Annotated in this window: 26 protein-coding genes; 12 read left to right on the forward strand and 14 right to left on the reverse strand. The window is 40.3% G+C overall.

The genetic code is table 11. The features are described 5' to 3' along the window. Window positions 1–77: 77 nt before the first annotated feature. Both ACHUFV_RS18420 and cuyA read left to right on the forward strand, forming a co-directional pair. A complete protein-coding gene (locus ACHUFV_RS18420) occupies window positions 78–677 on the forward strand; it encodes a DNA-3-methyladenine glycosylase (protein ID WP_394236703.1) in 600 nt (199 codons plus the stop codon). 106 nt (window positions 678–783) lie between these two features. Then, window positions 784–1,779, forward strand: a complete 996-nt coding sequence (cuyA, locus tag ACHUFV_RS18425; protein ID WP_394236705.1) for a D-cysteate sulfo-lyase — start codon at window positions 784–786, stop codon at window positions 1,777–1,779. A gap of 932 nt (window positions 1,780–2,711) precedes the next feature. Here the strand turns inward: cuyA and ACHUFV_RS18430 are convergent. From ACHUFV_RS18430 to ACHUFV_RS18440, 3 genes are read right to left on the reverse strand one after another with little or no spacing between them, the layout of a single operon-like run. After that, window positions 2,712–3,449, reverse strand: coding sequence for an amino acid ABC transporter ATP-binding protein (locus ACHUFV_RS18430; protein WP_394236707.1), 738 nt, complete (start codon window positions 3,447–3,449; stop codon window positions 2,712–2,714). A gap of 42 nt (window positions 3,450–3,491) precedes the next feature. Next, on the reverse strand, window positions 3,492–4,193 hold the full coding sequence (locus ACHUFV_RS18435) for an amino acid ABC transporter permease (RefSeq protein ID WP_394236709.1): 702 nt from the start codon (window positions 4,191–4,193) through the stop codon (window positions 3,492–3,494). Then, window positions 4,180–5,022 carry an amino acid ABC transporter substrate-binding protein gene (locus ACHUFV_RS18440; RefSeq protein ID WP_394236711.1) on the reverse strand — a complete coding sequence of 281 codons (843 nt, stop codon included), beginning with the start codon at window positions 5,020–5,022 and terminating at the stop codon, window positions 4,180–4,182. The genes ACHUFV_RS18435 and ACHUFV_RS18440 overlap by 14 nt, the downstream gene beginning before the upstream one ends. A 299-nt stretch (window positions 5,023–5,321) precedes the next feature. Here ACHUFV_RS18440 and ilvD point away from each other — a divergent pair, with 299 nt between their 5' ends. Next, window positions 5,322–7,004 carry a dihydroxy-acid dehydratase gene (gene ilvD / locus ACHUFV_RS18445; RefSeq protein ID WP_394236909.1) on the forward strand — a complete coding sequence of 561 codons (1,683 nt, stop codon included), beginning with the start codon at window positions 5,322–5,324 and terminating at the stop codon, window positions 7,002–7,004. A 94-nt stretch (window positions 7,005–7,098) separates the two neighbouring features. Here the strand turns inward: ilvD and ACHUFV_RS18450 are convergent, their stop codons facing one another. The 5 genes from ACHUFV_RS18450 to ACHUFV_RS18470 form a co-directional block, all read right to left on the reverse strand. After that, complete coding sequence (locus tag ACHUFV_RS18450; RefSeq protein WP_394236713.1) at window positions 7,099–7,869, reverse strand: IucA/IucC family C-terminal-domain containing protein; 771 nt, start codon at window positions 7,867–7,869, stop codon at window positions 7,099–7,101. After that, the gene (locus tag ACHUFV_RS18455; protein ID WP_394236715.1) at window positions 7,862–8,683 is read right to left on the reverse strand and encodes an ABC transporter ATP-binding protein; all 822 of its coding nucleotides are present in this window, start codon (window positions 8,681–8,683) and stop codon (window positions 7,862–7,864) included. The genes ACHUFV_RS18450 and ACHUFV_RS18455 overlap by 8 nt, the downstream gene beginning before the upstream one ends. A gap of 120 nt (window positions 8,684–8,803) precedes the next feature. Beyond that, window positions 8,804–9,859: a FecCD family ABC transporter permease gene (locus ACHUFV_RS18460; RefSeq protein WP_394236716.1), complete on the reverse strand. Its 1,056-nt coding sequence runs from the start codon at window positions 9,857–9,859 to the stop codon at window positions 8,804–8,806. After that, entirely contained in the window at window positions 9,856–10,860 is a 1,005-nt protein-coding gene (locus ACHUFV_RS18465) for a FecCD family ABC transporter permease (protein ID WP_394236718.1), read from the reverse strand. Before ACHUFV_RS18465 ends, ACHUFV_RS18460 begins: the two co-directional genes overlap by 4 nt. A 375-nt stretch (window positions 10,861–11,235) precedes the next feature. Next, window positions 11,236–11,616, reverse strand: coding sequence for a 2Fe-2S iron-sulfur cluster-binding protein (locus ACHUFV_RS18470; RefSeq protein ID WP_394236724.1), 381 nt, complete (start codon window positions 11,614–11,616; stop codon window positions 11,236–11,238). Between the two features lie 140 nt (window positions 11,617–11,756). On the opposite strand from ACHUFV_RS18470, the gene ACHUFV_RS18475 reads away from it, so the two are divergent. After that, complete coding sequence (locus ACHUFV_RS18475) at window positions 11,757–12,221, forward strand: hypothetical protein (protein ID WP_394236725.1); 465 nt, start codon at window positions 11,757–11,759, stop codon at window positions 12,219–12,221. 95 nt (window positions 12,222–12,316) lie between these two features. Here the strand turns inward: ACHUFV_RS18475 and ACHUFV_RS18480 are convergent, their stop codons facing one another. Both ACHUFV_RS18480 and ACHUFV_RS18485 read right to left on the reverse strand, forming a co-directional pair. After that, complete coding sequence (locus ACHUFV_RS18480; protein WP_394236727.1) at window positions 12,317–13,165, reverse strand: family 1 encapsulin nanocompartment shell protein; 849 nt, start codon at window positions 13,163–13,165, stop codon at window positions 12,317–12,319. Between the two features lie 23 nt (window positions 13,166–13,188). Continuing rightward, window positions 13,189–13,767, reverse strand: a complete 579-nt coding sequence (locus tag ACHUFV_RS18485) for an IMEF encapsulin system ferritin-like cargo protein (RefSeq protein WP_394236729.1) — start codon at window positions 13,765–13,767, stop codon at window positions 13,189–13,191. Window positions 13,768–13,981: 214 nt separating this feature from the next. On the opposite strand from ACHUFV_RS18485, the gene ACHUFV_RS18490 reads away from it, so the two are divergent. The 6 genes from ACHUFV_RS18490 (at window position 13,982) to ACHUFV_RS18515 (ending at window position 19,623) form a co-directional block, all read left to right on the forward strand. Beyond that, window positions 13,982–14,950, forward strand: coding sequence for an ABC transporter substrate-binding protein (locus ACHUFV_RS18490; protein WP_394236731.1), 969 nt, complete (start codon window positions 13,982–13,984; stop codon window positions 14,948–14,950). A 219-nt stretch (window positions 14,951–15,169) separates the two neighbouring features. Further along, window positions 15,170–15,979 (forward strand): SGNH/GDSL hydrolase family protein, encoded by an 810-nt coding sequence (locus ACHUFV_RS18495; protein WP_394236732.1) that lies wholly within the window; start codon window positions 15,170–15,172, stop codon window positions 15,977–15,979. Then, window positions 15,972–16,880 (forward strand): ABC transporter ATP-binding protein, encoded by a 909-nt coding sequence (locus tag ACHUFV_RS18500; protein WP_394236734.1) that lies wholly within the window; start codon window positions 15,972–15,974, stop codon window positions 16,878–16,880. The genes ACHUFV_RS18495 and ACHUFV_RS18500 overlap by 8 nt, the downstream gene beginning before the upstream one ends. Continuing rightward, on the forward strand, window positions 16,873–17,850 hold the full coding sequence (locus ACHUFV_RS18505) for an ABC transporter permease subunit (RefSeq protein WP_394236736.1): 978 nt from the start codon (window positions 16,873–16,875) through the stop codon (window positions 17,848–17,850). Before ACHUFV_RS18500 ends, ACHUFV_RS18505 begins: the two co-directional genes overlap by 8 nt. A 292-nt stretch (window positions 17,851–18,142) precedes the next feature. Next, window positions 18,143–18,754: a DedA family protein gene (locus ACHUFV_RS18510; protein ID WP_394236737.1), complete on the forward strand. Its 612-nt coding sequence runs from the start codon at window positions 18,143–18,145 to the stop codon at window positions 18,752–18,754. A 26-nt stretch (window positions 18,755–18,780) separates the two neighbouring features. After that, window positions 18,781–19,623: an undecaprenyl-diphosphate phosphatase gene (locus tag ACHUFV_RS18515; RefSeq protein ID WP_394236739.1), complete on the forward strand. Its 843-nt coding sequence runs from the start codon at window positions 18,781–18,783 to the stop codon at window positions 19,621–19,623. Between the two features lie 134 nt (window positions 19,624–19,757). Here the strand turns inward: ACHUFV_RS18515 and ACHUFV_RS18520 are convergent, their stop codons facing one another. Continuing rightward, window positions 19,758–21,002 carry a DUF438 domain-containing protein gene (locus tag ACHUFV_RS18520; RefSeq protein WP_394236741.1) on the reverse strand — a complete coding sequence of 415 codons (1,245 nt, stop codon included), beginning with the start codon at window positions 21,000–21,002 and terminating at the stop codon, window positions 19,758–19,760. A 43-nt stretch (window positions 21,003–21,045) separates the two neighbouring features. Continuing rightward, window positions 21,046–21,273, reverse strand: a complete 228-nt coding sequence (locus tag ACHUFV_RS18525; protein ID WP_394236743.1) for a DUF1858 domain-containing protein — start codon at window positions 21,271–21,273, stop codon at window positions 21,046–21,048. A 235-nt stretch (window positions 21,274–21,508) separates the two neighbouring features. On the opposite strand from ACHUFV_RS18525, the gene ACHUFV_RS18530 reads away from it, so the two are divergent. After that, window positions 21,509–21,916: a hypothetical protein gene (locus ACHUFV_RS18530; RefSeq protein WP_394236745.1), complete on the forward strand. Its 408-nt coding sequence runs from the start codon at window positions 21,509–21,511 to the stop codon at window positions 21,914–21,916. A 52-nt stretch (window positions 21,917–21,968) separates the two neighbouring features. Here ACHUFV_RS18530 and ACHUFV_RS18535 read toward each other — a convergent pair whose 3' ends face one another. Beyond that, window positions 21,969–22,400, reverse strand: coding sequence for a DUF2935 domain-containing protein (locus tag ACHUFV_RS18535; protein WP_394236747.1), 432 nt, complete (start codon window positions 22,398–22,400; stop codon window positions 21,969–21,971). A 63-nt stretch (window positions 22,401–22,463) separates the two neighbouring features. Next, window positions 22,464–22,745: an iron-sulfur cluster biosynthesis gene (locus tag ACHUFV_RS18540; RefSeq protein ID WP_394236748.1), complete on the reverse strand. Its 282-nt coding sequence runs from the start codon at window positions 22,743–22,745 to the stop codon at window positions 22,464–22,466. 293 nt (window positions 22,746–23,038) lie between these two features. Here ACHUFV_RS18540 and ACHUFV_RS18545 point away from each other — a divergent pair, with 293 nt between their 5' ends. Then, a complete protein-coding gene (locus ACHUFV_RS18545) occupies window positions 23,039–24,385 on the forward strand; it encodes a sodium-dependent transporter (RefSeq protein WP_394236750.1) in 1,347 nt (448 codons plus the stop codon). Window positions 24,386–24,685 lie beyond the last annotated feature (300 nt).

Raw genomic sequence — 24,685 nt, forward strand, 5'->3', positions numbered from 1 at the left:
GCAAAAACGGCAGGTGGAGAAAAACTTTCCTCTTTGCTACAATCAAGAAATACTAAATTTTACAGGAGTGTTAAACGTTGGAACCATTACCGTCTGAATTTTTCAAAAAGCCTACACTTGTGCTAGCAAAGGAATTACTTGGATGTCTGCTTGTAAAAGAAACCTCTGAAGGTACTGCTGCCGGCTATATTGTTGAAACAGAGGCCTATATGGGTCCTGAAGACAGGGCCGCACACAGCTTTGAGAATCGACGAACGAAACGAACAGAGATTATGTTTGGCGAAGCTGGCTTTGTCTATACATATGCCATGCATACACATACCCTTGTGAATGTCGTGAGTGGACCGGTCGGAAAGCCTGAAGCCATTCTAATCCGTGCAGTCGAGCCCTTCCACGGACTTGAGCTAATGAAGGAACGACGTAATACAGAGAATTTGAAAAATCTTACGGATGGACCCGGCAAATTAACAAAAGCACTCGGCATCACAATGGAGGATTACGGCCACCCCTTCACACTGCCACCGTTATATATCGCCTCCGGAAAAAGTCCGGAGGATATCTCAATTGGTCCTCGAATTGGAATTGATAATGCCGGTGAAGCAAGGGACTATCCATGGAGATTTTGGATAACGGATAATTCGTTTGTTTCACGAAACCGAAAAAAGCCGGTGAAATAACGAATCAGCCTATTCGATTATCGTTTTGATTGCACTGGAGCATTTGTTATCATGGACTTATATTATTTTTAGTAGACAGCATTCTTCTCTGGAAAGGAGATTTATCATGAATTTAGCGCAGTTTCCTAGAAAGCGATACACCACATCCTACACCCCAATCGAGAAGCTAGAGCATTTCTCTAAAGCTCTCGGAGGACCTTCCATTTATATGAAGAGAGATGATTTGCTTGGTCTGACTGCCGGAGGAAATAAAACAAGAAAGTTAGAGTTTCTTATGGCGGATGCACTGAAGCAGGGTGCAGATACGATTATTACATGCGGTGGTATTCAATCCAACCATTGCCGCTTAACTTTGGCAGCTGCTGTGAAGGAAAATTTGAACTGTATTCTTGTGCTAGAAGATGGAGTGGAAGAAAGTACAGAGCCTGATTTTAACGGTAACTATTTTCTCTATCATTTATTAGGTGCGGAGCATATTAAAATTGTTCCAAATGGGTCGGATTTAATGAAAGAAATGCAGATGGTCGCTGAAGAGCTTTCAACGAAAGGAAGGCATTCCTATTTAATTCCTGTAGGAGGCTCCAATGTCATCGGTGCAACAGGATATGCAGCCTGTGCACAGGAGATTTTAACGCAAATGTTTGACCAAGAGTTACATTTTGATGCTGTGATGTGTGTAAGTGGAAGCGGTGGCATGCAGACTGGATTGATTGCCGGATTTTATGGGAATCAGAGCGGAATCCCTGTCATCGGGATAAATGTTAGCAGGGGCAAAGCAGCACAGGAGGAAAAGGTATATGAGCTTGTAACTGAAACGGCAGCACATCTTGGCCTTCCTAATGCAATCACTCGTGATGCCGTTACATGCTTTGATGAATATGTCGGGCCCGGGTATGCGATACCCACACCTGAAATGGTAGAAGCAGTGAAGCTGATGGCCAGAACAGAGGGGATTTTGCTTGATCCTGTCTATACAGGAAAAGCCGCCGCAGGGCTGATTGATTTAATTCGAAAAGGTCACTTTAAAAAGGACGACACCATTTTATTTGTTCATTCCGGAGGTTCTCCTGCTTTATACGCAAATACGTCGCTTTTTCGATAAGAGGTTTGATAAGTAATATACTATACAATTGCTACATATGAAGGACATTTCGGGCGTTCACTGCTTAGTTCTCGTCCTTCACAACCCCTTTGAAGGACATTTCGGGCGTTAGCTGCTCAGTTCTTGTCCTTCATAACCCCTTTGAAGGACATTTCGAGACTTTACTGCTCAGTTCTTGTCCTTCATAACCCCTTTGAAGGACATTTCGAGACTTTGCTGCTTAGTTCTTGTCCTTCATAACCCCTTTGAAGGACATTTCGAGCGTTTGCTGCTTAGTTCTTGTCCTTCATGACCCCTTTGAAGGACATTCCAGGAGTTTGCTGCTTAGTTTTTGTCCTTCATGACCCCTTTGAAGGACATTTCGAGCGTTCGCTGCTTAGTTCTTGTCCTTCACAACCCCTATGAAGGACATTTCGAGCGTTTGCTGCTTAGTTCTTGTCCTTCATGACCCCTTTGAAGGACATTTCGAGCGTTCGCTGCTTAGTTCTTGTCCTTCACAACCTTTATGAAGGACATTTCGAGCGTTCGCTGCTTAGTTCTTGTCCTTCACAACCTCTTTGAAGGACATTTCGAGACTTTACTGCTTAGTTCTTGTCCTTCACAACCTCTTTGAAGGACATTTCGGGCGTTCGCTGCTTAGTTCTTGTCCTTCACAACCCCTTTGAAGGACACTTCGAGCGTTAGCTGCTTAGTTCTTGTCCTTCATAACCCCTTTGAAGGACATTTCGAGACTTTGCTGCTTAGTTCTTGTCCTTCATAACCCCTTTGAAGGACATTTCGAGACTTTGCTTCCTAGTTCTTGTCCTTCACAACCCCTATGAAGGACATTTCGAGACTTTGCTGCTTAGTTCTTGTCCTTCACACCCCCTTTGAAGGACTTTTCGAGCGGCGGAGCTCCATGCTTTGTCCTTCAATCAAAATCCGAACCCCCACTACTCCTGTAACATCCTCAAAAATTGCTTGGTCCGTTCTTCTTTTGGGTGCGTAAACATTTCCTTCGGCACACTTCGTTCTACAATCACACCCCCATCCATAAAAATGACTTCATCCGCTACCTCCCTGGCAAATCGCATTTCATGAGTAACCACAATCATCGTCATCCCTTCTCGAGCAAGGTCTTTCATGACTTTTAACACTTCTCCGACGAGCTCGGGGTCAAGCGCGGAGGTGGGTTCATCAAATAACATGACCTTTGGCTCCATTGCTAATGCGCGCGCAATCCCTACACGCTGCTGTTGGCCGCCAGAAAGCTGAAAGGGGTAATAATCCAGCTTATCTCCCAGCCCTACCTTTGACAGCAGGTCTTCTGCTCTTTTTTTCACGACATCTTTGGGCTCTTTTTTTACCGTAATCGGACCTTCCATGACATTTTCAAGTGCTGTTTTATGGGGAAACAAATTATAATTTTGGAAAACCATACCGGTTAAACTACGAAAAAGAGGTACCTGTTTCTTCGGTACAGTTTGAGAAAAATCTAGTGATTGGTTCTCAATTGAAACCATGCCTGCTGTTGGGACTTCCAGGACATTCAGGCATCTGAGAAAGGTTGTTTTTCCCGAACCCGATGGTCCAATTAAGACGACTACCTTGCCTTTCTCTACCTCTAAATCAATGCCCTTTAGGACCTCCAGTTCACCAAATCTCTTATGTAAATTCTTTATCCTAATCATGAATGTTCTCCTTATTCAACATGCCTCAGCAGCAATGCGATATTACTTTGCTACATACCGGTCAAACCGGCTTTCCAGTCTTCCCTGTACAATGGATAACAGAAAACAAATCACCCAATAAATGAGGGCTGCCTCGGAGTATAACAATAAAAATTCATAGTTCGTAGCGGCTATTTCCTGCGCTCTTCTGAACATTTCTGTTACAAGAATCATTGCTGCCAGCGAGGTATCCTTTACTAAGCTAATAAAGGAATTAGAAAGCGGCGGTATGGATACCCTTGTTGCCTGCGGGAGAATAATTCGTTTTAATGCCTGTGTATAAGACATGCCTATGGAGTAGGCTGCTTCCCATTGCCCCTTCGGAATTGATACAATTGCAGCGCGTATGATTTCTGACGCATAGGCACCGACACTTAAGGAAAACCCAATGACTGCTGATGGAAACGGATCTATAATCACTCCAATAGTCGGAAGCCCGTAGAAGATAATAAATAATTGCACTAGTAAAGGCGTTCCTCTTATCGCTGATACATAGAATCTTGCAATCATTTGCAATACTTTAATGGAAGATAACCGGGCAAGTGCGGTTAAGACAGCTAAAATAATACCGACTATAAACGTGATGATGGTTAACGGAATCGTATAAAGCACCGCTCCCTCCAGCAATGGCTGAAGGGAACTTTTTGCAATTTCAATTAAGCGGGCAGTCCGGTCTTGATCCATCATGATATTATTTAAGTACATTTTCACCAAACCATTTCTTTGAAATTTTTTCATAGGTGCCGTCATCAATCATGTCCTGTAATGCTTTATTCACAGCTTCCACCAATGTATCGTTTCCTTTGCGGAACATGAGACCGCTTTGACTTGCCTCTTCTCTCTCCGCAACAATTTTTACAGGAGCATCAGGCTTTTTCTTTTTGTAATCAAGAAATGAAATATTATCGTTAACGGTTACATCCGCACGCTTTGAATTAATCAATTCAATTGACTGCGTAAAGCCTTCTACACCTACAATTTCAGCTCCATACTCACGAGCGATATCACCATAATTACTTGTCAACGATTGGGCGGCTTTCAAGCCTTTTATATCCTCAAAGCTTTTAACGGTTTCATTATCTTCAGATGCAATTAACACAGCCTTTGAGGTAATATAAGGGTCGGAAAAGTCGTATTTTTCCTGACGGTCTGGGCGGATTCCAACCTGATTCGCAATCATATCAAAGCGCTCGGCATCTAATCCGGCAAAAATGGCATCCCATTGTGTTTCTGAAAACTCAGCTTCAACACCTAATCGTTTCGCAACTTCCTTCGAAATCTCCACATCAAAACCAGTTAACTCACCTTTGTCATCATGGAATGTAAACGGAGCATATGTACCTTCTGTTCCAACCTTGAGCTTTCCTTCCTCTTTAATTTTCCCTAGCAGCCCCTCTTCTTTTGTCTCATTCTTATCTTCAGTCTTAGTAGCATTATTCTCTTCATTGTCTTGTTTTGCGTCATTTGTACCACATGCAAAAAGCATCATACTTAAACTGAATAAAAGAATAAACAGTACAGAATATTTCTTCATCTTATTGCCTCCTGATAGTATGGTTTATCAATCCAAAAAATAATTGTTTTTAATAGGATTCTTATTCTGAGGCTTAATTATGCAATAGCTCGTCTTAATAAAATTTTTTCAAAAAAATAATAGCAAAGAATATTCTATGGAAGGAATTCGAATCAAAATGGCTAATTTCACAATCAATTCCTTAAATCACCCACCTTATTCCAAGTCAAAAATTCTACCCTTATTCAACTAATAGTGCTAAAATAATAAAAAGTTCAAAAATTAACTTAAAAGATAGATTGCTAGAAAGCGGGGGAATTATTTTGGCAGAATTACGCAGTGATATGATTACAAAAGGTGTCGACCGTGCACCACATCGAAGCCTGCTTCGTGCAGCTGGAGTAAAAGAGGAAGATTTTGGAAAACCATTTATCGCGGTTTGTAATTCTTATATTGATATTGTTCCTGGACATGTTCATTTACAAGAATTCGGAAAATTAGTAAAAGAGGCAATTATTGAAGCCGGCGGTGTTCCTTTTGAATTTAATACAATTGGAGTAGATGATGGAATTGCGATGGGACATATCGGAATGCGCTATTCCCTTCCAAGTCGTGAGATTATTGCGGATTCAGTAGAAACTGTTGTATCAGCACACTGGTTTGATGGTATGGTTTGTATTCCAAATTGTGACAAAATCACACCAGGGATGATGATGGCAGCCCTTCGTGTTAATATCCCTACTATTTTTGTAAGCGGCGGTCCTATGGAGGCTGGAAAGGATTCAGCAGGAAATGCACTTAATCTAAATTCTGTATTTGAAGGTGTAGGCGCTTATCAGGCCGGTAATATTGATGAAACTAGATTAAAGGAAATTGAAACTGTTGCATGTCCTACATGCGGTTCTTGTTCAGGAATGTTCACAGCAAACTCTATGAACTGTTTAGCAGAAGGACTTGGACTTGCCCTTCCAGGTAACGGTACAATTCTAGCAACAGCTCCTGAGCGCCGTGACTTTGTTAAAAAGTCAGCTAAACAATTAATGGAGCTGATTAAAAAGGATATTAAACCTCGTGATATCGTAACATTGGATGCAATTGACAATGCCTTTGCATTAGACATGGCTATGGGCGGGTCTACAAACACTGTTCTGCATACATTAGCACTAGCGCAAGAAGCAGAGATCGAGTACTCATTGGAACGTATCAATGAAGTAGCTGCCCGTGTACCGCATCTAGCGAAAATTGCACCTGCTTCAGACTATCATATTGAAGATGTGCATAAAGCTGGCGGAGTTAGTGCAATCATTAACGAGGTTCTTAAAAAGCCGGGATCCATTAACGGCGACTGCTTGACTGTATCAGGTAAAACATTACGCGAAAATGTTGAGGGTGCAGAAATCTTAGATACGAATGTCATCCGTCCACTTGATAACCCGCATTCAGAACAAGGCGGACTTGCCGTTCTTTTCGGTAACCTTGCACCGCAAGGTTCGATTGTTAAAGTTGGTGCGGTTGACCCATCTGTTGGCGGCTATCATAGAGGCCCTGCCATCTGCTTTGATTCTCAAGAGGATGCTCTTTCTGGAATTATCACTGGTAAGGTACAGGAAGGTAACGTTGTCGTTATCCGTTATGAAGGCCCTAAAGGCGGTCCTGGTATGCCTGAAATGCTTGCTCCTACTTCTCAAATCGTGGGACGCGGTCTTGGCGCGAAGGTTGGTTTAATTACGGATGGTCGTTTCTCAGGTGCATCCCGTGGAATTTCTATTGGACATATTTCTCCAGAAGCTGCTGAAGGCGGTCCAATTGCTTTTGTTGAAGACGGCGATATTATTGAACTTGATATGAACAACCGTAAGATTACGCTTGAGGTTTCTGATGAAGAAATGGCAAAACGCAAAGCCAATTGGAAAGGCTTTGAACCAAAAGTGAAAAAAGGATATTTAGCCCGCTACTCCAAGCTTGTTACAAACGCAAGCTCCGGCGGTGTTTTAAAAATCTAATAATAAAAGGAACCTCCTTATGGGGTTCCTTTTTATGTATTTCTAAAAATCCCCACTCTCTAAAGAAAAACAAAGAGGACGCCAGAAGCATCCTCTAAATGGATTTTTCCGTCCTGCAGTTATGAGGACAGGTGTTACAACGTTTCGGAGAACCTTCTAACCTATAATATAAACAACAGGTTGTTCTAATACGTATTTCATCCTTATTACCATCCACATACTTTTTATTATCATAGAACTTTTTCAATGGATTTTCCCGGATATCTCCAAAAAGACTGCCAGGTGCTTCATTGATTAGGTAATCATAGTCTTCATATGCCCTTTTCACTATTTCATTATCATTTATTTTTGTTAGCACTTTTTCATAAAGCCAAAATAAATAAATGGCGACGTTTTCCCATAGAATTCTTTTGGACTGTTGTGTAACGTTTGATATTTGTGTAATCATTGCACTTATATGATTAAGGAATACATCTTTAATTACCTCTTCTCTAAAACGTTCCCTATCTGTAGAAGCAACTTCAACACATAATTGAGGGAAATAAAATCGGGGTAACCAGCTTCTATCTCCTTCTTCAGTTTGAAGACTAATAGTATGACATGACAGGTTTATTTTTTTATTCAATACTGTCATCGCATATAACGAAATGGCTGCCAAAAAAGCATACCTTTTAATGAAAAGGGAGGCTGTTACCTTACTATTCGAAGATCCAATAACAGTACCTGCCTGCTTCAAATAGGCTAACAATATATGATCATTAAATAATTCATTTAAACAAATAGATTGATTTGATGGATTTTTTTCCGTGGTTAGACGAAACTGGCTTAACGCTTCTATTTCAGCTTTATTTAACATATCAGGCATATACGATTCCATCCTTCTTATTCATACGTCTTCCTTTTCCAAAAGGGATGCATAAAGGGGTGCCGTAATGAGGGTCAACGATCACGTCGCATTCTAACCCAAATACACTCCTGACTAGCTTATCATTTATCACAAACTCAGGCTTTCCTTGAGCAAAGATTTTCTTCTCCTTGATTGCCACTATATTATGTGCATAGCGACACGCTAGGTTTAAGTCATGTAGAACCATGACAATGGTTCTTTTTTCCTTCTCATTAAGCTCAAACAGCAGATCAAGGATGTCTATTTGATGTGTTAAATCTAAATAGGTAGTTGGTTCGTCAAGAAGTATAATATCCGTATCCTGAGCCAATGTCATCGCAATCCATGCTCGCTGACGTTGACCGCCAGATAGGGAATCAACAGCCCGATCCTTCAATTTTTCAATCCCTGTTGCTACTAGCGCCTGATTTACTTTCTCCTCATCTTCCTTCGTCCACTGCTTCAGCCATGTTTGGTATGGATAACGGCCTTGTTTAACAAGCTGTAGAACCGTTAGACCTTCAGGTGCTGTAGATGACTGTGGAAGAATAGCCATTTGTTTCGCAACATCCTTTGTTGACATTTTTGCAATGGCATTTCCTTCAATTAAAACTGCCCCCGATTTTGGTTTCAATAGCCGGGCAATCGAACGGAGAAGTGTAGATTTTCCACAGCCATTTCCCCCAATAAAAACGGTAACCTCCCCTTTTGGTATGGAAAGATTCATTTCTTCTATAATAATTGAATCACCATATGAAAGAGTAAGCTCTTTCGTCTCAATTGCCTGCTCCATACTGGTCCTCCTTTTACGATTTCTACAAAATCCTATCCATGTCTTTCTCTTATCTATTTTTCAAAATCTGCACCTAGCCGCTCGAGGTCTTAAGCCGCTGGGCAAGGCGCTTCCGCTTTTCTATGAATTCCGAGTTTTAAAGAGTAAGTATATAAAATAAGGTGCTCCTATTGCCGAGGTGAATACTCCTGCCGGGATTTCTAATGGAGAAAATAAAGATCTTCCTATTAAGTCTGCCAGCATGACAAGTATTCCTCCAATTAATGCTGAAACAGGTAATAATGCACCGAAAGACGATCCTACAAGTCTTCTTGCCATATGTGGTGCCATTAAGCCTACGAAGCCAATTCCTCCGGCAAAAGCAACAGAGCTTCCAATTAGTGCTGTACTAATTATCATTAGATAAAAACGCTGCCGTTGAACATGGCCCCCTACCCCGGTCGCTATCTCATCTCCAAGCTCCTGCACATTCATGTTTCGTGCCATGATGAAGGTTGCTCCAACAAGGAGGACCGTACATGGAACCAATATCATAACCTGATCCCAATTCGACCCATTTACAGTTCCGGTAATCCAAATATTTGCCTGGCTTGCACGATAAATAGGGCCTAAAATCATCATTAAGGTTGTGAGTGCCTGGGTTAGTGCAGATAGTCCAATACCAATTAATATAAGTCGAATAGGTGAAACTCCATTCTTCCATGCTAGAAAATATACAAGCAGCGCAATGAATCCGGCACCTACAAAGGCGGCTAATGGCAGCCATTTAATACTTACAGTTAAAGCGTTATTTTTATCACTAAAGAATGCCAAAAAGCCAACAACAGCAACAGCTGCACCTCCAGTAATTCCAAGCATATCTGGTGATGCTAATGGATTTCTAACCATCCCTTGAAGAATTCCACCAGCCACTGCCAAGGAGACTCCAACCATAAGCGCTATGATTATTCTTGGCAAACGAAAATTCGTCACAACGAGCTGTTCCATCTTCGTACCGCCGCCGAATAGAACTTGAATGACGGATAGAGGACTAATCTTCATATCGCCTGTCCCTGTGCTGACGATAAAAACCATCGCAGCAGCTAGTACCATGATTACAAACACCTTTGCCGCACGTTTATCTAATAGAAAGGAGATTTTGCCGCTAAACCATCTGACACTCTTGTAAGGACTCATTTTGCATTAAACCCCCTTCTTGCAATATAGATAAAGAATGGCGTTCCAATAATAGCAGTCATTACACCAACAGGTACCTCTTCCGGCATAATCACATAGCGAGCAAGAATATCTGCTGTCAGTAAAAGCATACCGCCAAGAAGACCTGAAAATGGAATAATCCAGCGATGGTCAATCCCTACAATGGCACGCGTCAAATGAGGGATAACAATCCCTATAAACGCAATCGGTCCTGCAATAGCAACCGATCCTCCTGATAATAGAATGATTATCACAGCTGCGCCAACCTTTAATAAAAACGTATTGAGGCCTAATCCTTTTGCAACATCATCGCCCATTGATAAGATATTAAATTTCGAAGCAAGTAAAAGAGATCCAATCCAGCCAATTATTAAATAAGGTAATAATCCTGTTAATATTTCAAGCTTTCTGCCCTGTACAGACCCCGCTAACCAAAACAAAACCTGCTCTAATGCTGCTTCATTTAAGACAAGAAACCCCTGTGTAAAGGAAGAAAACATTGCCGTCAATGCGGCCCCTGCTAATGTGAGCTTTAATGGTGTCATTCCTTCCCTGCCAATCGATCCGATTGAATAAATTCCCGCAACCGCTACCGCTGCACCTAAAAATGCAGCCCATGCAAAGGCTTGCAGATTTCCAATTGAAAAAAGCGTTACCCCAATCACAACAGCAAAACCAGCTCCCGAGTTGATTCCAAAAATCTCAGGCGAAGCGAGAGGGTTTTTCGTTAATGTTTGCAAAAGTACACCAGCGATAGCTAAACTGCTGCCAACTGCTGCAGCAATTAATGCTCTTGGTAACCGAACAGTTGTAATAACCAGATGTTCGGTTGATCCATTATTACTTTGAAAAGCATCCAATGCCATTTTCCAGGTTGTGTCTGTATAGCCATAAACCACACTGGCACACATTAACAAGATTAATAAAATAATAGCTATGATAAGACCAATGAACCTCTGACTGTTTGTCTTTAGCAGCATATCCTTAAAACCTCTCTATTTCTTTAAGAAGTATTTCGTAAATTAAGTCTATTTTATAAACTATTATTCTGTCAATGAGTTTGATAATCATTTTCAATTAGTTTTTTTTGTAAATACTCTTTTAACATAGTTTGTTGATTTCCGTTTCAGGCACTTCGCTTTCCTGCGGGCGACCGCCGAGCCTCCTCGACACTTCGTGTCTGCGGGGTCTCGACTGTCTCGCTTCTCCCGCGGGAGTCTTCGTGCCTTCCACTGCAATCAACATTTACACAAAATTAACATTGTTCTTTAACATAGCAAAAAAAATAAATGTATCTCAAATAACGAGATACATTCATTTAAGGTGTTTCGTATAATCTTTATTTAACAGGTACATCATTTAGCTATTGCCTGGCAGGCAAGCCTGTATCCACTTTTTGTTAAATAGTGTAATTTCTTTTCCTCACGGCTGTTTACCGGTTGAAGATATGTGCCTCCGCCCACTACCTTAACTTTACATTTACCGCAGGTTCCTTTTTTACAGCTATACTCCAAATTAAGATTTTGCTCTAGAGCAGCATCCAAAATGGATTGACCCTTTTGCACCTTTACTTGGAAAGAATGCTGGTTTTGCTCTATAGCCAATACATTATTTATTCTACTGGCTGCGGTGTTTGGATCATTATTCTTTTGAATTGGAATTACGTTAGGCTGCTCAGGAGAAATACTGTGCTTTATACTGTCATACTTCAAAGAACCGATTGTTAACTTTTTCATGTTTTGTATCCCCTTTCAATTATGAGAATTGTTTCAAAATAATTCTATTGACCATTTGCTAGTTTCCTATGTATAATGATAATGAAAATTATTCTCATTAAGATATTATATTTCCTTCACATAAAAAAGGAGATGACGACATGGCTTATCAAATTAACGGTTTAAAGGATATTCATAAATTACTAGTGAATGAAAGAAAAATTGGCGGTGTAATCGAAGCAAAAACGCTTCGCTTTCGGACTGGAGAAGTTTATCAAAATGCTGTTATTACACATCTTGATTTGCTTGGTTCTTCCATCTATTCAATTGGGTTTGTAACGGAAGATCACGAAAACATTATCGTCAATATTACAGAACTTGGTTTGTTGCAAGAGCCAAAGCATAAAAAGATTTTCGAATTAAATAATCAAGCCTATAAAGCTGTAAAAACTAAAGATAAACTAAAATATCTAAAGAAATTAGTTGAAATTAATAAAGACAGTCTAAATCCTATTTTCTTAGAAGAAGCCAAAATGATTATTGAAGATATAGGATTGGCTGCAGCGACAAGAGAATTAAACATCAATCATATCTATCCAAAACAAAATGTTTATTCTATTGCCTAGTGTAAAAGAGGGATTCCTATAAGGTGCCGCCAGTATGACTACGATCGTACTGAATGGAAATCTTATGGGACGCCCTCTTTTTTTCTATGCAGAAATCAATCAGAGAAATCCTCTAATGTGCATATCGCGCTTGGGCGCTTTATTCTCGGAACAATGGTTTCATATACCCTGAAATAATAATTCATATTGTCTTGATCTAAGAATACAGTATCAAAATCACTTGCCACTGCTAAATCGATATTTTGTTTCCCGGCATCAAGGACAACTCCTGTACCACTCTTAATCATTGGCGATTGAAACACTCCAGCAGGCATTAATTCACGGATATGCTCAATCTCCAACACATGTGTTCCTTGATGAACACGGTGGACGAGTGCATACAATTCAGGGGACAGGACAAGAGCATACGGTCCTGTATGACCCATTCTCAGCAGTTTATTTCTCGCTTCCACAACGTCGCTAAAAGCATTTCCTGATTCCATCCAATCACTGCGAATATGAGATAATTTCCCTTTTACATTCATGATCCCATGGATATCAAATTCCTTTGATCCATTAAAAATAAGATCATCCTCTAATAATGCACATTGCTGTGCCGCATTAGCTGCCGCTGAGTAATCAATCGGGCTGCCAAGTGTTTTAGCCTGCTGTATATCCCGCCAATATAAAATAAAGTCTTTATACAATAAAGGAATTGTAAGCGTAATTCTCTTTGTAGGAACTGAAAGACCTAAGTCCTCCCCATGAAAACTAAGGGATCCCCGTTCAGGCGTTTCATAAATATCATTTGTAACAGATTGAACCCCTTCTCCAAGTGGTCCATAGATATCGATTACTTTTCTGCCGACTAACTGCTTTCTAACACTATCAAATACCGTTTGGTCAAGCTCCAGCCATTCTTCTCTTGTTAAGGAGGATTCAGAAAACTGTATTGCTTTATCCATAAAATATCACTTCCCCATTTTTCCTAATTTTGTTTCAAGCTTCCCACCGTTAACCTTTTCCGATAGCTTTGTTTAACAGGAGGAGACTCTTGTACAGGCTCCAGTGAATACGCCTCAATTTTTACATTTGAACTGTTCTCTTCCTTTTCATCCGTTGGAATAGATGTTTTAAATTCGACTCCCTCCTGGAATTCCTGATTCAACCTATCCATAATGACCTTCATTTGTTGATAGTCCTCATAGGTGAAATCTCGTAATGCTTGGATTCGCTCTTCATATTCCGTTCCTTTAAATTGAAAAAGAAATAAATCTAAGTGCTCTAAAAAATTATGTAAACCAAACTTCTCTATACTGATATCCTGTAATAAATGGATCAGCTCAACTTGATTATCAGTGTGGGGTACACCTGCTTGAATCTTTGGCATGAGAATATTCAAGCGATCCGAGCGATGTTCTTCCTCTTCGAAAATGTGATGCCAAAAAAGACGTTCATGGTCATCCTTTGCATTTTCAACAATTGGTGTAAGGATCCCCATAAACTCTACTAAAGCATTCTTCGTTCGATTAAAAATGGCATCCATTTCTATAAAGGTTGCTTCCACATATAACCCCTCCCCGTTAATTTCATCGTTTAATTTATATCCATTTATTAAGAGTGTTAAACCTGCTGTTTTGCTCCTTCTAAAAATTCTATTAATCAATGAGTTTGATAATCATTTTCAATTAAGTGTTGACAAATACCCTTGGGTGCTTTTACAATATTCATATAATTCAAGTTGATAATGATTATCATTAGCAATTATAGGAGGAACAATAATGAAGTTAACTCGCACTATTCTATCATTCTTCTCAATCATGCTAATCCTCTTCCTTGCTGCCTGCGGTAGTACTGAGGAGAAGGCTAGTTCCGAGAAAACGGAAGAAAACCCAAAAGCAGAAAACACTAGCTATACCGTTGAACATGCCATGGGATCGACAACCATTGAAAAAGCACCAGAAAAAGTTGTTATTTTAACAAACGAAGGAACTGAGGCTCTTTTAGCTCTTGGCGTAACACCCGTTGGTGCCGTTCAATCATGGACAGGCGACCCATGGTATGACCATATTGCAGATGAAATGAAGGATGCTGAAGTAGTTGGATTAGAAAGTGAAGTAAATGTAGAAGCCATTGCTGCACTAAAGCCTGACTTAATTATTGGAAATAAAATGCGCCAGGAAGCGATTTACGACCAGCTAAGTGCAATTGCTCCAACCGTATTCGCTGAGGATTTACGTGGTAATTGGAAAAACAACTTTGAACTTTATGCTAAAGCCATTAATAAAGAAGAAAAGGGAAAAGAAATTATTGACGCGTACGATACTCGTATTGCCGGTCTAAAAGAAAAACTAGGTGACAAATTGAATATGAAAGTTTCAATGGTTCGCTTTATGGCTGGAGATGTTCGGATTTATCAAAAGGATTCTTTCTCTGGTGTGATTCTTGATCAGCTTGGATTTGCAAGACCTGAAAGCCAGAATGTAAACGAGTTTGCTATTAAAGGAGCAACAAAGGAACAAATGCCTTTGATGGATGGAGATATCCTCTTCTACTTCACCTATGAAACGGGAGACGGTGCCGCAGCTAAGCTTGAAAAGGAATGGCTAGAGGATCCTCTGTTCAAAAACCTAGAGGTAGCTCAAAAAGGTGAAGTCCACAAAGTAGACGATGTTATATGGAATACAGCAGGTGGAGTAAAAGCAGCTAACCTAATGTTAGATGATATTGAAAATACATTTCTAAAGTAATGGAAAAGACAAAAAGTATCTAGTACTCTTCTAGATACTTTTTGTCTTTTATTCTCCATCCGCGAATGTTTCCCTATTTGTCAAATACTTTCCTCCCCCCTTCATTTATACTATATTTAGAAAATAAGACTAAATTGTAACGACAATAGAAATAATTGTGATGGAATGACTATTTTTCAACTCTATACAACGAATTATCACCTTTAGGAGATGATGACCATGAAAAAGAACGCAGCCCGGGTGACTACCATCATCGCTTCCTTACTATCGTTACTTTGGCTTTTCGGGTTCTTCTTGTCTATAGGAGATTTCTACAATGGGAAGGCCGAAACGATAGATAAGGAACCAGTAGAAACAAAGAGTGCAACTGAACAAACGGGGAAAGACCTGACAGTGGTGGCACTAGGGGATTCCCTTACGAGAGGAACCGGAGATGATGCAGGATTGGGTTATGTTGGTCTAGTGACCGAGGAACTAAAGGAACGGTTACGTCCGCAGGAGGTTCAAGTGTATAACCTCGGAATCAATGGTCAAACTTCAGCAGAGCTTCTGCAGCAATTAGGCATGCAGAATATTGGCCGGCAATTAGAAGAAGCGGACGTCATTCTTATGACTATTGGTGGGAATGATCTTTTTCAGCAGGGAGAAACATTGGTAGATTTAAATCTAGAAAAGGTGCAGGGGCTGCAGCAGACCTATTTAGCCAACTTGCAGCAAATTTTCACTACCATCCGTCAGCATAATTCAGATGCCACAATCTTTATTCTTGGACTTTATAATCCATTTATTGATTTGGACGATAGCGATGCGACCAATACGGTTGTTAGGGGCTGGAATTATGCGACGGAATTAAACGCCGGACAATTTGAGAAGGTCGTTTTTGTTCCAACCTTTGATTTATTCCAGCTGTCTGTTAACGAGTATTTATATTCAGATAAATTCCATCCAAATCACGCCGGCTATAAGTTGATCTCAGATAGATTGGCCCCGCTCATTAACTGGGAAAAGGAGACCGAGTCTAATGACTGACGTAACGTTAGCAGTGAAGAATCTGCGAAAAACCATTGGACGAAAGGAAATTATTAAAGGATTAAACTTTGAACTACATAAAGGAGAAGTATTTGGCTTTCTTGGACCCAACGGTGCCGGGAAGACAACAACCATCCGGATGCTGACCGGTCTTATCAAGCCCACCACCGGATCCATTTCCATTTGCGGCTTTGATGTTCGAAGGGATTTTACAAAGGCCATGCAGTATTTAGGCTGTATTGTTGAGAATCCAGAGCTATATCCATACTTATCAGGCTGGGATAATCTGCTTCACTTTGCACGAATGCTTCCATCCATTTCAGAAAAACAAATAGAGGAAACGATTCGGTTTGTCGGTCTTGATGACCGGATCCACGATAAAGTAAAAACCTACTCACTTGGGATGCGGCAAAGACTTGGAATTGCCCAGGCTCTGTTAAATAGACCAAAGGTGCTCATTCTAGATGAACCGACAAATGGACTCGATCCAGCAGGAATCCGTGAAATGCGGCAATTCATTCGCAATCTTGCTGAGAACGAGGGATTGAGTGTTTTAGTTTCTAGTCATCTATTAAGCGAAATCCAGCTTCTGTGCGACCGGGTGGCCATTATGCAAAAAGGAGAAATCATCAGTGTTGATTCAGTGGAAAACCTACTGACAAAACAGGAAAAGCTTGCTTGGAAGGTCTCCCCACTACAGCGGGGCAAAGAAATACTGGAGCGTTTTACTGAAGTACAAGTGGAGGATGGTTATATCTTTACTCCTCTTATTGATGAAAAAGCAGCTGAATGGAGTAAAACGTTAATGGAAGAAGGTATCTCTATTCTAGAGATGAATCGTAAAATTCCTGTCCTCGAGGATTTATTTTTACAGCTGACAGGCGGTGAAACTGTTGATTAAGCTTATTCATAACGAAATGATGAAGATTCTAGCCCGGAAACGATTAATTGTTATCGCCTTAATTACAGCCGTACTGGTTGCACTATTTACATATGCGCAGTATAAAGAAACACTAGAACGCCAGGAAAAGCTTGGGTCTGACTGGAGAGCACAGGTGCAGGCACAAATTGTTGATATTTCCAACCGGCTTAGCTCAAGCCGGATGTCAGAGGATCTTCGTGAGCGCCTGCAAATTACGTTGAAGCAATCACAATACTATTTGGATCACGATATTAATCCAACAGAGCCAGGGGCACCTTCGTTTGTAAGAATGTTCATAGAAAACGCAGGATCGATGTTTATTCCTTTGCTTGTGATGGTGGTTGCCAGTGACCTTGTTTCCTCCGAGCATACACTTGGCTCCATTAAACTGCTGCTGACACGACCTGTTAAACGATGGCAGATTTTATTAAGTAAATATTTAGCGTTAATCCTGTCCATCTCCATCATCATCGCCATTGTCGGTGTGCTAGCCTATCTCCTTTCAGGGGTAGTGTTTGGATATCGTGGGATGAACGCTCCCATCATTACCGGCTTTACTGCTCAGGGTGGAAATTTGGACACATCAGAAGTGCGGCTTGTCAGTCAATGGCGTTTTTTATTTATGGAATTTGGATTAGTTTGGTTTGTTGCTGTTGTTGTCGGGACGCTGTCCTTTATGCTATCCGTACTGATTCGAAGCACTGCTGCCGGTATGGGAATCATGCTTGCTGCACTCATTTCCGGTTCCATTTTAAGCAACATGGTTTCATCATGGGAGTTTGCCAAATATCTGTTTATGGTGAATTTAAACTTAACAGGCTATTTGAGCGGTGTGGCTCCGCCAATTGAAGGAATGACTTTGCTGTTTTCAATCACCCTTTTATTCATATGGTGGCTAGCCTCCCTATTTGTTTCCTTCCTTGTATTTACAACACAGGACGTATACTAATCGGTCAAATGGTGCCTGACACCTGAAAAAGACACATGTCTTTTTCAGGTGTCAGGCACCTTTTTAAGTTTTTCGAGTTTCATCTAGTATATTGGAAGTGAAACAGGCAGGATGTTGGAAAAATCATGGGCATTTACTTCAATTTATGTTAATCTTTCAGCATGGACTTTTTTCAAGAGACATACTATTGTAATGGAGTTTGTCCAAAGAATACTACTGACATGTAACGTCTAGTGAAATTTTTGGACAAAGGTAACTTATACATATAGTGATAACTAGTTGGAGGTTGAAAATGGAAAGCTGGATTACAAGTTTTATGGAGCAGTACGGATATATTGGCGTTTTTCTCATGATCGCTTTAGAAAACGTCTTTCCACCTATCCCATCTGAAATTATTCTCCCGTTTGGCGGCTTTATGACCACCTATACCAGTATGACGGTGCCAGGTGTCGTGATCGCGTCAACTGCTGGTTCAGTTGTTGGGGCTGTCATTTTATATGGAATTGGCCTGTTGCTTGATGTGGAAAGACTGGAGAAAATCATTGACCGCTTCGGACATATTTTAAGGGTATCAAAGGATGATATCCACAAAGCAGATGCATGGTTTGATCGATATGGAATTTGGACCGTATTATTCTGCCGGATGGTTCCGCTTATTCGCAGTTTAATCTCCATTCCTGCTGGTATGTCTAACATGAAGTTTAGTTTATTCCTTATTTTCACTTTTGTCGGAACGTTAATTTGGAATATTATTCTAGTAACTGTCGGTGCTGCATTGGGTGACAATTGGCATGCCATCACAGGCTTTATGGATGTCTATTCAAATATTGCCTATGCTATTATCGCTGTGGGAATTGTTGTATTTTTATTCTTCTTTTTCCGCAATAAACGAAAAAAAGCTTAAAACAATAATAAGGAGTTTGTTCCACCATGGATTTTATAGAACTAATCAAAGCCATTATTCTCGGAATGGTGGAGGGTTTAACGGAGTTTGCGCCGGTTTCCTCTACCGGGCATATGATCATCGTGGATGATATGTGGCTGAAATCCGAAGAATTCCTCACAAAATATGTAGCCAATACATTTAAGGTTGTTATCCAGCTCGGATCTATCCTTGCTTCTGTTATTGTCTTTAAAGATCGTTTTATTGACATACTTGGGTTGAACCGCCTTTTCAATAAAGAAAGAGCGGTAACCGTACATGGCGGAGGTCATTTAAACCTGCTCCATGTTATCGTGGGTTTGATTCCTGCAGGTGCACTTGGTGTATTATTTGAAGATTATATTGATGAGCATTTATTTTCCATTGAAACAGTCGCAATTGGTTTGATCCTTGGTGCGATTCTCATGATTATAGCAGATAAATTTGGCGGAAAACGCCCGACTGTCAATTCCCTTGATGAAATCACATATAAGCATGCCTTTATTATTGGACTTGTTCAGTGTTTCTCCCTATGGCCAGGGTTTTCACGGTCTGGCGCCACCATTTCAGGCGGTGTCTTGTTTGGACTAAATCACCGTACTGCAGCTGACTTTACCTTTATCATGGCAGTTCCTATTATGGCCGGAGCCAGCTTCATTTCTCTTTTGAAAAACTGGCAGTACTTCACTGTGGATGCTTTGCCATTCTTTATTGCCGGTTTTATCAGCGCATTTGTTTTTGCCCTATTCTCCATCCGCTTCTTCCTGAAGCTGATTAATAAGATCAAGCTTGTACCGTTCGCTATTTACCGCATCATCGTAGCGGTGATTATTTTCATATTATATTTCTAGTTGATAAAAAGGGACTCCTGTTAAGCTACAGGAGTCCCTTTTGTTGGTAGATGTGCAGTTGTTGGTGGTTTTGATGCAATTATGCTTCAGGTTGGTGCGATTCCACCACGATTGGGTGCAATTCCTTTTTTACCTTATGATAAAATACGTTTTTCGCCTTCCAACGCACGTATCGGTGCTACATTTTGTGTAAATTCAAGTGTACCCAAGTATTTACCTTCTTCATCTCTAACAGCAAAGTAACGAATATAAACAAACTTATCTTTGAATGGAATCCAGAAGTCCTCTGCATCCTTTTTACCGGATTTGAAATCTCGTAGAAGCTCTTCAACGACATGTACACTTTGCGGTGGATGACAGTTTTGAACAGTACGACCGATCACGGCCTTTGTTCTCGCAAAGATTCTTTCTTTTCCGTGAGAGAAGTAGCGTACGACATCATTTTCATCAATAAAGGTTAGGTCAACTGGGAGATGGTTCAGCAAGGTCTCTAATTGCTTCAGCGATACAATTCCTGTTTCAAAACGGATAAAACCGTCTGCCTTTACCTCTTCTTCCTTTGCCTCTTCAATAGCTAAAGGATGGCGCTCAGGCTTCCATACTCCAGCAGGAGCTGTTAAACAGAAGCCGATTTCATCACTTTCTGCAGCAATCTTTACCCACTCATCCTCTGTTAACGTTTGGAGAGCCATTGGGAACAGGATATTTTCCTCTTTAAAAATCATTTCAGAAACCTCTTTTACCACATGCTTTAGTACGCCGATTACTTCTACCTTATTTCCATCGTATTCTACTAAAAATGCCTTTGCTTCCTTAATCGCTAGACGAATCGCATCATCTACGCCCCACATAACCTTTGTTGGACCGTCAATTCCATACTTTTCAAGGTAAGGGAACAGCAGATTTTCCTTTCTGGAGTAGTGTTTATCTACATCTAAAAGCAAATTCAAGTCTTCAAGCAGCTTAAATCGATTTTCATCGGAATCCTCTTTCTCAAAACGTTCCAAATGAAGCTGAAGCTTGAAGTTAACAAGCATATCTATTTCCTTATTTTCTAGCTTCCATGTATGAACAGGGTGTCCTGGCTGATCCTCTGGCTTGTCGGAACGGTGAATTTCCTCAATTGAGCCTTTAAAAATCGCTGTATGAACAGAGCAAAGTCGCTGTACCTCCTCAACTGGAATTCCCTCCTCAATCATCAAATCATGCTCCATCTGAGAAATTTCCGCAACAGTTACATCACCTACAGCCTCTTCAAATCTAGCTTTTACTTCCTCAACGCTTTTTCCGGCATGAAGCTCTTTAATAATTTCCTTTAGCATCGCTTGACGTTCATTTTTATTTTCCATAACTTCACGGTTATTAATTAGTTCGCTCATGGTTCCATCCTCCTGGGAATATAATGTTCGTATTTATTCCTATCTATTGCTTCACGATGTATCCGTGTTTTTCAAAGGTTTGTGCAATGTCTGACAGCTCGATCCCTCTCATCCGAGCTCCTTTTTCGATTGTCATTACTCGTCCTGCGGTTTGCAGCATACCCGGCTTTGTGATTTGGTCAAAGCCAAGCTCCTTCATGATTTCCATGACAAAGGAATCTTCAGTACATAATTCATAAACTGATTTTTGAAAGTCAATCATTTTATCCATCTTTACTCACCCCATTAGTGAGATCTTTTTATTTTTTTGATGAGAACAATTCTCATACTGAAAGTATACTATTTGTAAAAAAAAGCACCGTGATGAATATCACTTTTCCAGATGGAAATTTTCGCAAATGTTAACAAAGTGTGGACAACAGTACTAGAGAGAGCGGACATGCATATAAATGTAGAGAGAGGCGGTTAGTTTATAGAATCCGGAAGTTTGAAGGAGTCGATGGATAGTGAAATGGAAAAAATCCATTCCCATGATCGGACTTGCCATAACGTTAATTCTATTAGTTTATTTAGAGTCCCCTTATTCCCTGATAAACAAAGAGAATGTCAGAGTTTCGAGTATTCCAAATGAAGTTTTATTAGCGGAGGCTGAGGTCACGGAAGAGGATGCTGCGGAAGCTGAAGGTAAACAGGTTTCGGCTAATGAAGAAGCAACTGTGGGTGAAACAGAGGAAAGTGAAGAAGCTGCAGCCCAGAACTATACGTTGGAAATGATGCTCGAGGATAAAACGAAAGTAGATGGTTATATTGTAGAAACCTACCGAGAATATGAAATTTATAAAAATGAAAACGGTGAGGTCATTAAAAAAGTACCAACTTCTAATTATGATTATATTCGCTATTATGATAAATAGAAAAGCAGTGTCTGAACGTCAGGCACTGCTTCTCTTTTATAAAAATATATGATTATGCCTGTTGCTGATACAAGAGCGCCTGGGAAATACCAACAAAATACTCAGACTCGCGAATGATATGATCTATGACTGTTTTTGCCGTTGGGTTCGCGCTCACGGCCTTGCTCTTGGTTTTGATTTGCTGGCATAGATGAATAAACTGCAGGCTTTGCTGGAGGCTAAAGGAAACCAGCTGCATGACCTGCTGCTGCAGTGCTTGAGAAATTTGGTAGCCGGAGCGGGCAACCGTTTCAATAAATCGAACCACCTTTTTATGTGTTTCACCAAGTGCTGCTTCCCATTCTTCCAATGCCTCTACATATTCCTCCTCAAGATTTGGTACAAGCGCGCGAATCACCACTGTATGCTCCTCTTCCTGATGCTTCCAAAACTCTGCTTCATCTAATATTCGTAAAGGCATTTGCGGTCCATAGTAGAATTGCAAAACAACCCCCCCTTGTACATGTTTATAACAGTACAGTATATGGGAGAAACTTTTGAATATACCTTAAGCCTGCTCTAGCGGCGCTAAATCAAATTCTTTAAACCCAAATTTATCTGGGCCGTAAACAATTTTTTTATTGAAAAAGTAATGCTCATGGCCTTTGTCGATGATAAAACGGACCCCATCAACCACCTCTTCTACATCGTTTGGAAGAATCTCATCTTCGAAAGTCAGCTTTACTTTCATATAGCAGCTATGTCGCATTTGAAGGCGAACATACTCCTTCCCATATTCAGCCTTTCTATTTTGAATTTCTGCATTTGCTTCCGCACTAACGATAAACATAAACTCATCCCCCTTTATTTATTTACAGACCCTGCTATTTGTATATCCATTATACCACCGGGGGCATAAAGTTGTCTCTATTAGGGATTTCAAATTATTTGATCATACGATCCCTCTTCAAACATGTTATATGCAAGCTTGATTATGTTATGATGTTAAAGGACATAAAAGGTTCTATAGCTATGGAAAAAACAATCGTTTGTTTGTTAAATATGTTTGCTTTTTAATATAACCCTACTCTATTGAAAACATCATAGTTGCTATCGTACTGATCATATTTTGGAGGAGTTTTTATGGAAAAAAACACAGAGAAATGGTCATCCAAGCTGGGTTTTATTTTATCATCAGCAGGTGCTGCCATTGGTTTGGGGGCCATTTGGAAATTCCCCTATGTCACCGGTATAAGCGGCGGTGGGGCGTTTTTTCTTATTTTTGTTATTTTTACTTTAATAATCGGACTTCCTATGCTTATCTCAGAGTTTATCATTGGCCGTGGATCGGGAATGGAAGCCATCAGTGCCTATAAAAAATTAGCTCCCAACAGTTTATGGGTGAATATTGGCCGCATGGGAGTTGTTGGCTGCTTCCTCCTTCTTTCCTTTTATTGCGTTGTCGGAGGGTGGGTATTCATATACAGCCTGTTATCTATATTCGGCAGAGTGATTCAAGAAGCTGCTAACTATCCAGAGTTATTTGGTACGGTGACCGGCAGCCCGGCTATTACCATTTTAGGACTAGCCATTTTCATCCTTGTTAACATTGTGGTTATTGCCCTTGGCGTGCAAAATGGAATTGAAAAAGCAAATAAATATATGATGCCGCTGCTCTTCATCTTTTTTATCATACTAGTGATTCGCTCTTTGACATTGGACGGTGCAATGGAAGGCGTAAAATTTTTCCTCGAGCCTGACTTTTCAGAAATCACAAGTGAATCTGTTCTATACGCTCTCGGTCAGTCGTTCTTTGCTTTAGCCGTCGGATTTTCCTGTATGGTAACGTATAGTTCCTACTTAGATAAGGATGTCAGTATTCCTGCTTCGGCAAATTCTGTTGTGTTCATGAATATATTTGTTTCTCTGCTAGCAGGACTGGCCATTTTCCCTGTTGTATTTTCCTTTGGCCTTGAGCCAACCGAGGGACCGGGCTTACTCTTTATTGTCCTTCCGACCGTTTTTGGACAGCTGCCGTTTGGCGAATTGTTTTTAAGTCTATTTTTAATCCTATTTTTATTTGCAACGCTTACCTCATCCTTTAGCTTATTAGAGATTATTGTTGCTGCTTTTACTGCCAACGGGAAGCATTCGCGGAAAAAGGTTTCTTGGGTTTCAGGGATCATCGTATTCTTAGCCGGTATTCCTGCCGCTCTGTCATCAAGTCTGCTGGCTGATTTTAAATGGCTTGATAGAACTGTATTTGACCTAACCGATTACCTGGTAAGTAATATCATGCTCCCTCTCGGAAACCTGTTTATTGCTTTCTTTATTATTTATAAAATGAATCAGTCTCTAGTAAAAAATGAGTTTTTCCAGGCTAACACATTAGCGCCGTCTTACTTTCACACATGGAAACTCTTAATGACATGGGTTATCCCAATTGTTATTATCCTAGTGTTCTTAAGCACAACCGGGATTATAGGTTAATACGGTGTTATTAATGTGGTGTCAGGCACCCCAGAAAGACAAATGTGATACATTTGTCTTTCTGGGGTGCCTGACACTTTTATTCTAGAAACTTACCCAATAGTTACACATTATTTATTCAAAAAATATTCAGTTATATATGGACAGTGACGATTAACACATGTTATAATGTGAATAAATACACAAACTATATGTAAGAAGGGGATTACTAATGAGCACATGCAAAATTTGCAATAAAGAATTAAAGGATACTGATTGGATAAAGATGGACTACAGAAACAGATTAACTCACTGTACATG

Origin of the sequence: Niallia oryzisoli, assembly GCF_043641075.1 — a bacterium.
GTDB lineage: Bacteria > Bacillota > Bacilli > Bacillales > Cytobacillaceae > Bacillus_BD > Bacillus_BD oryzisoli_A.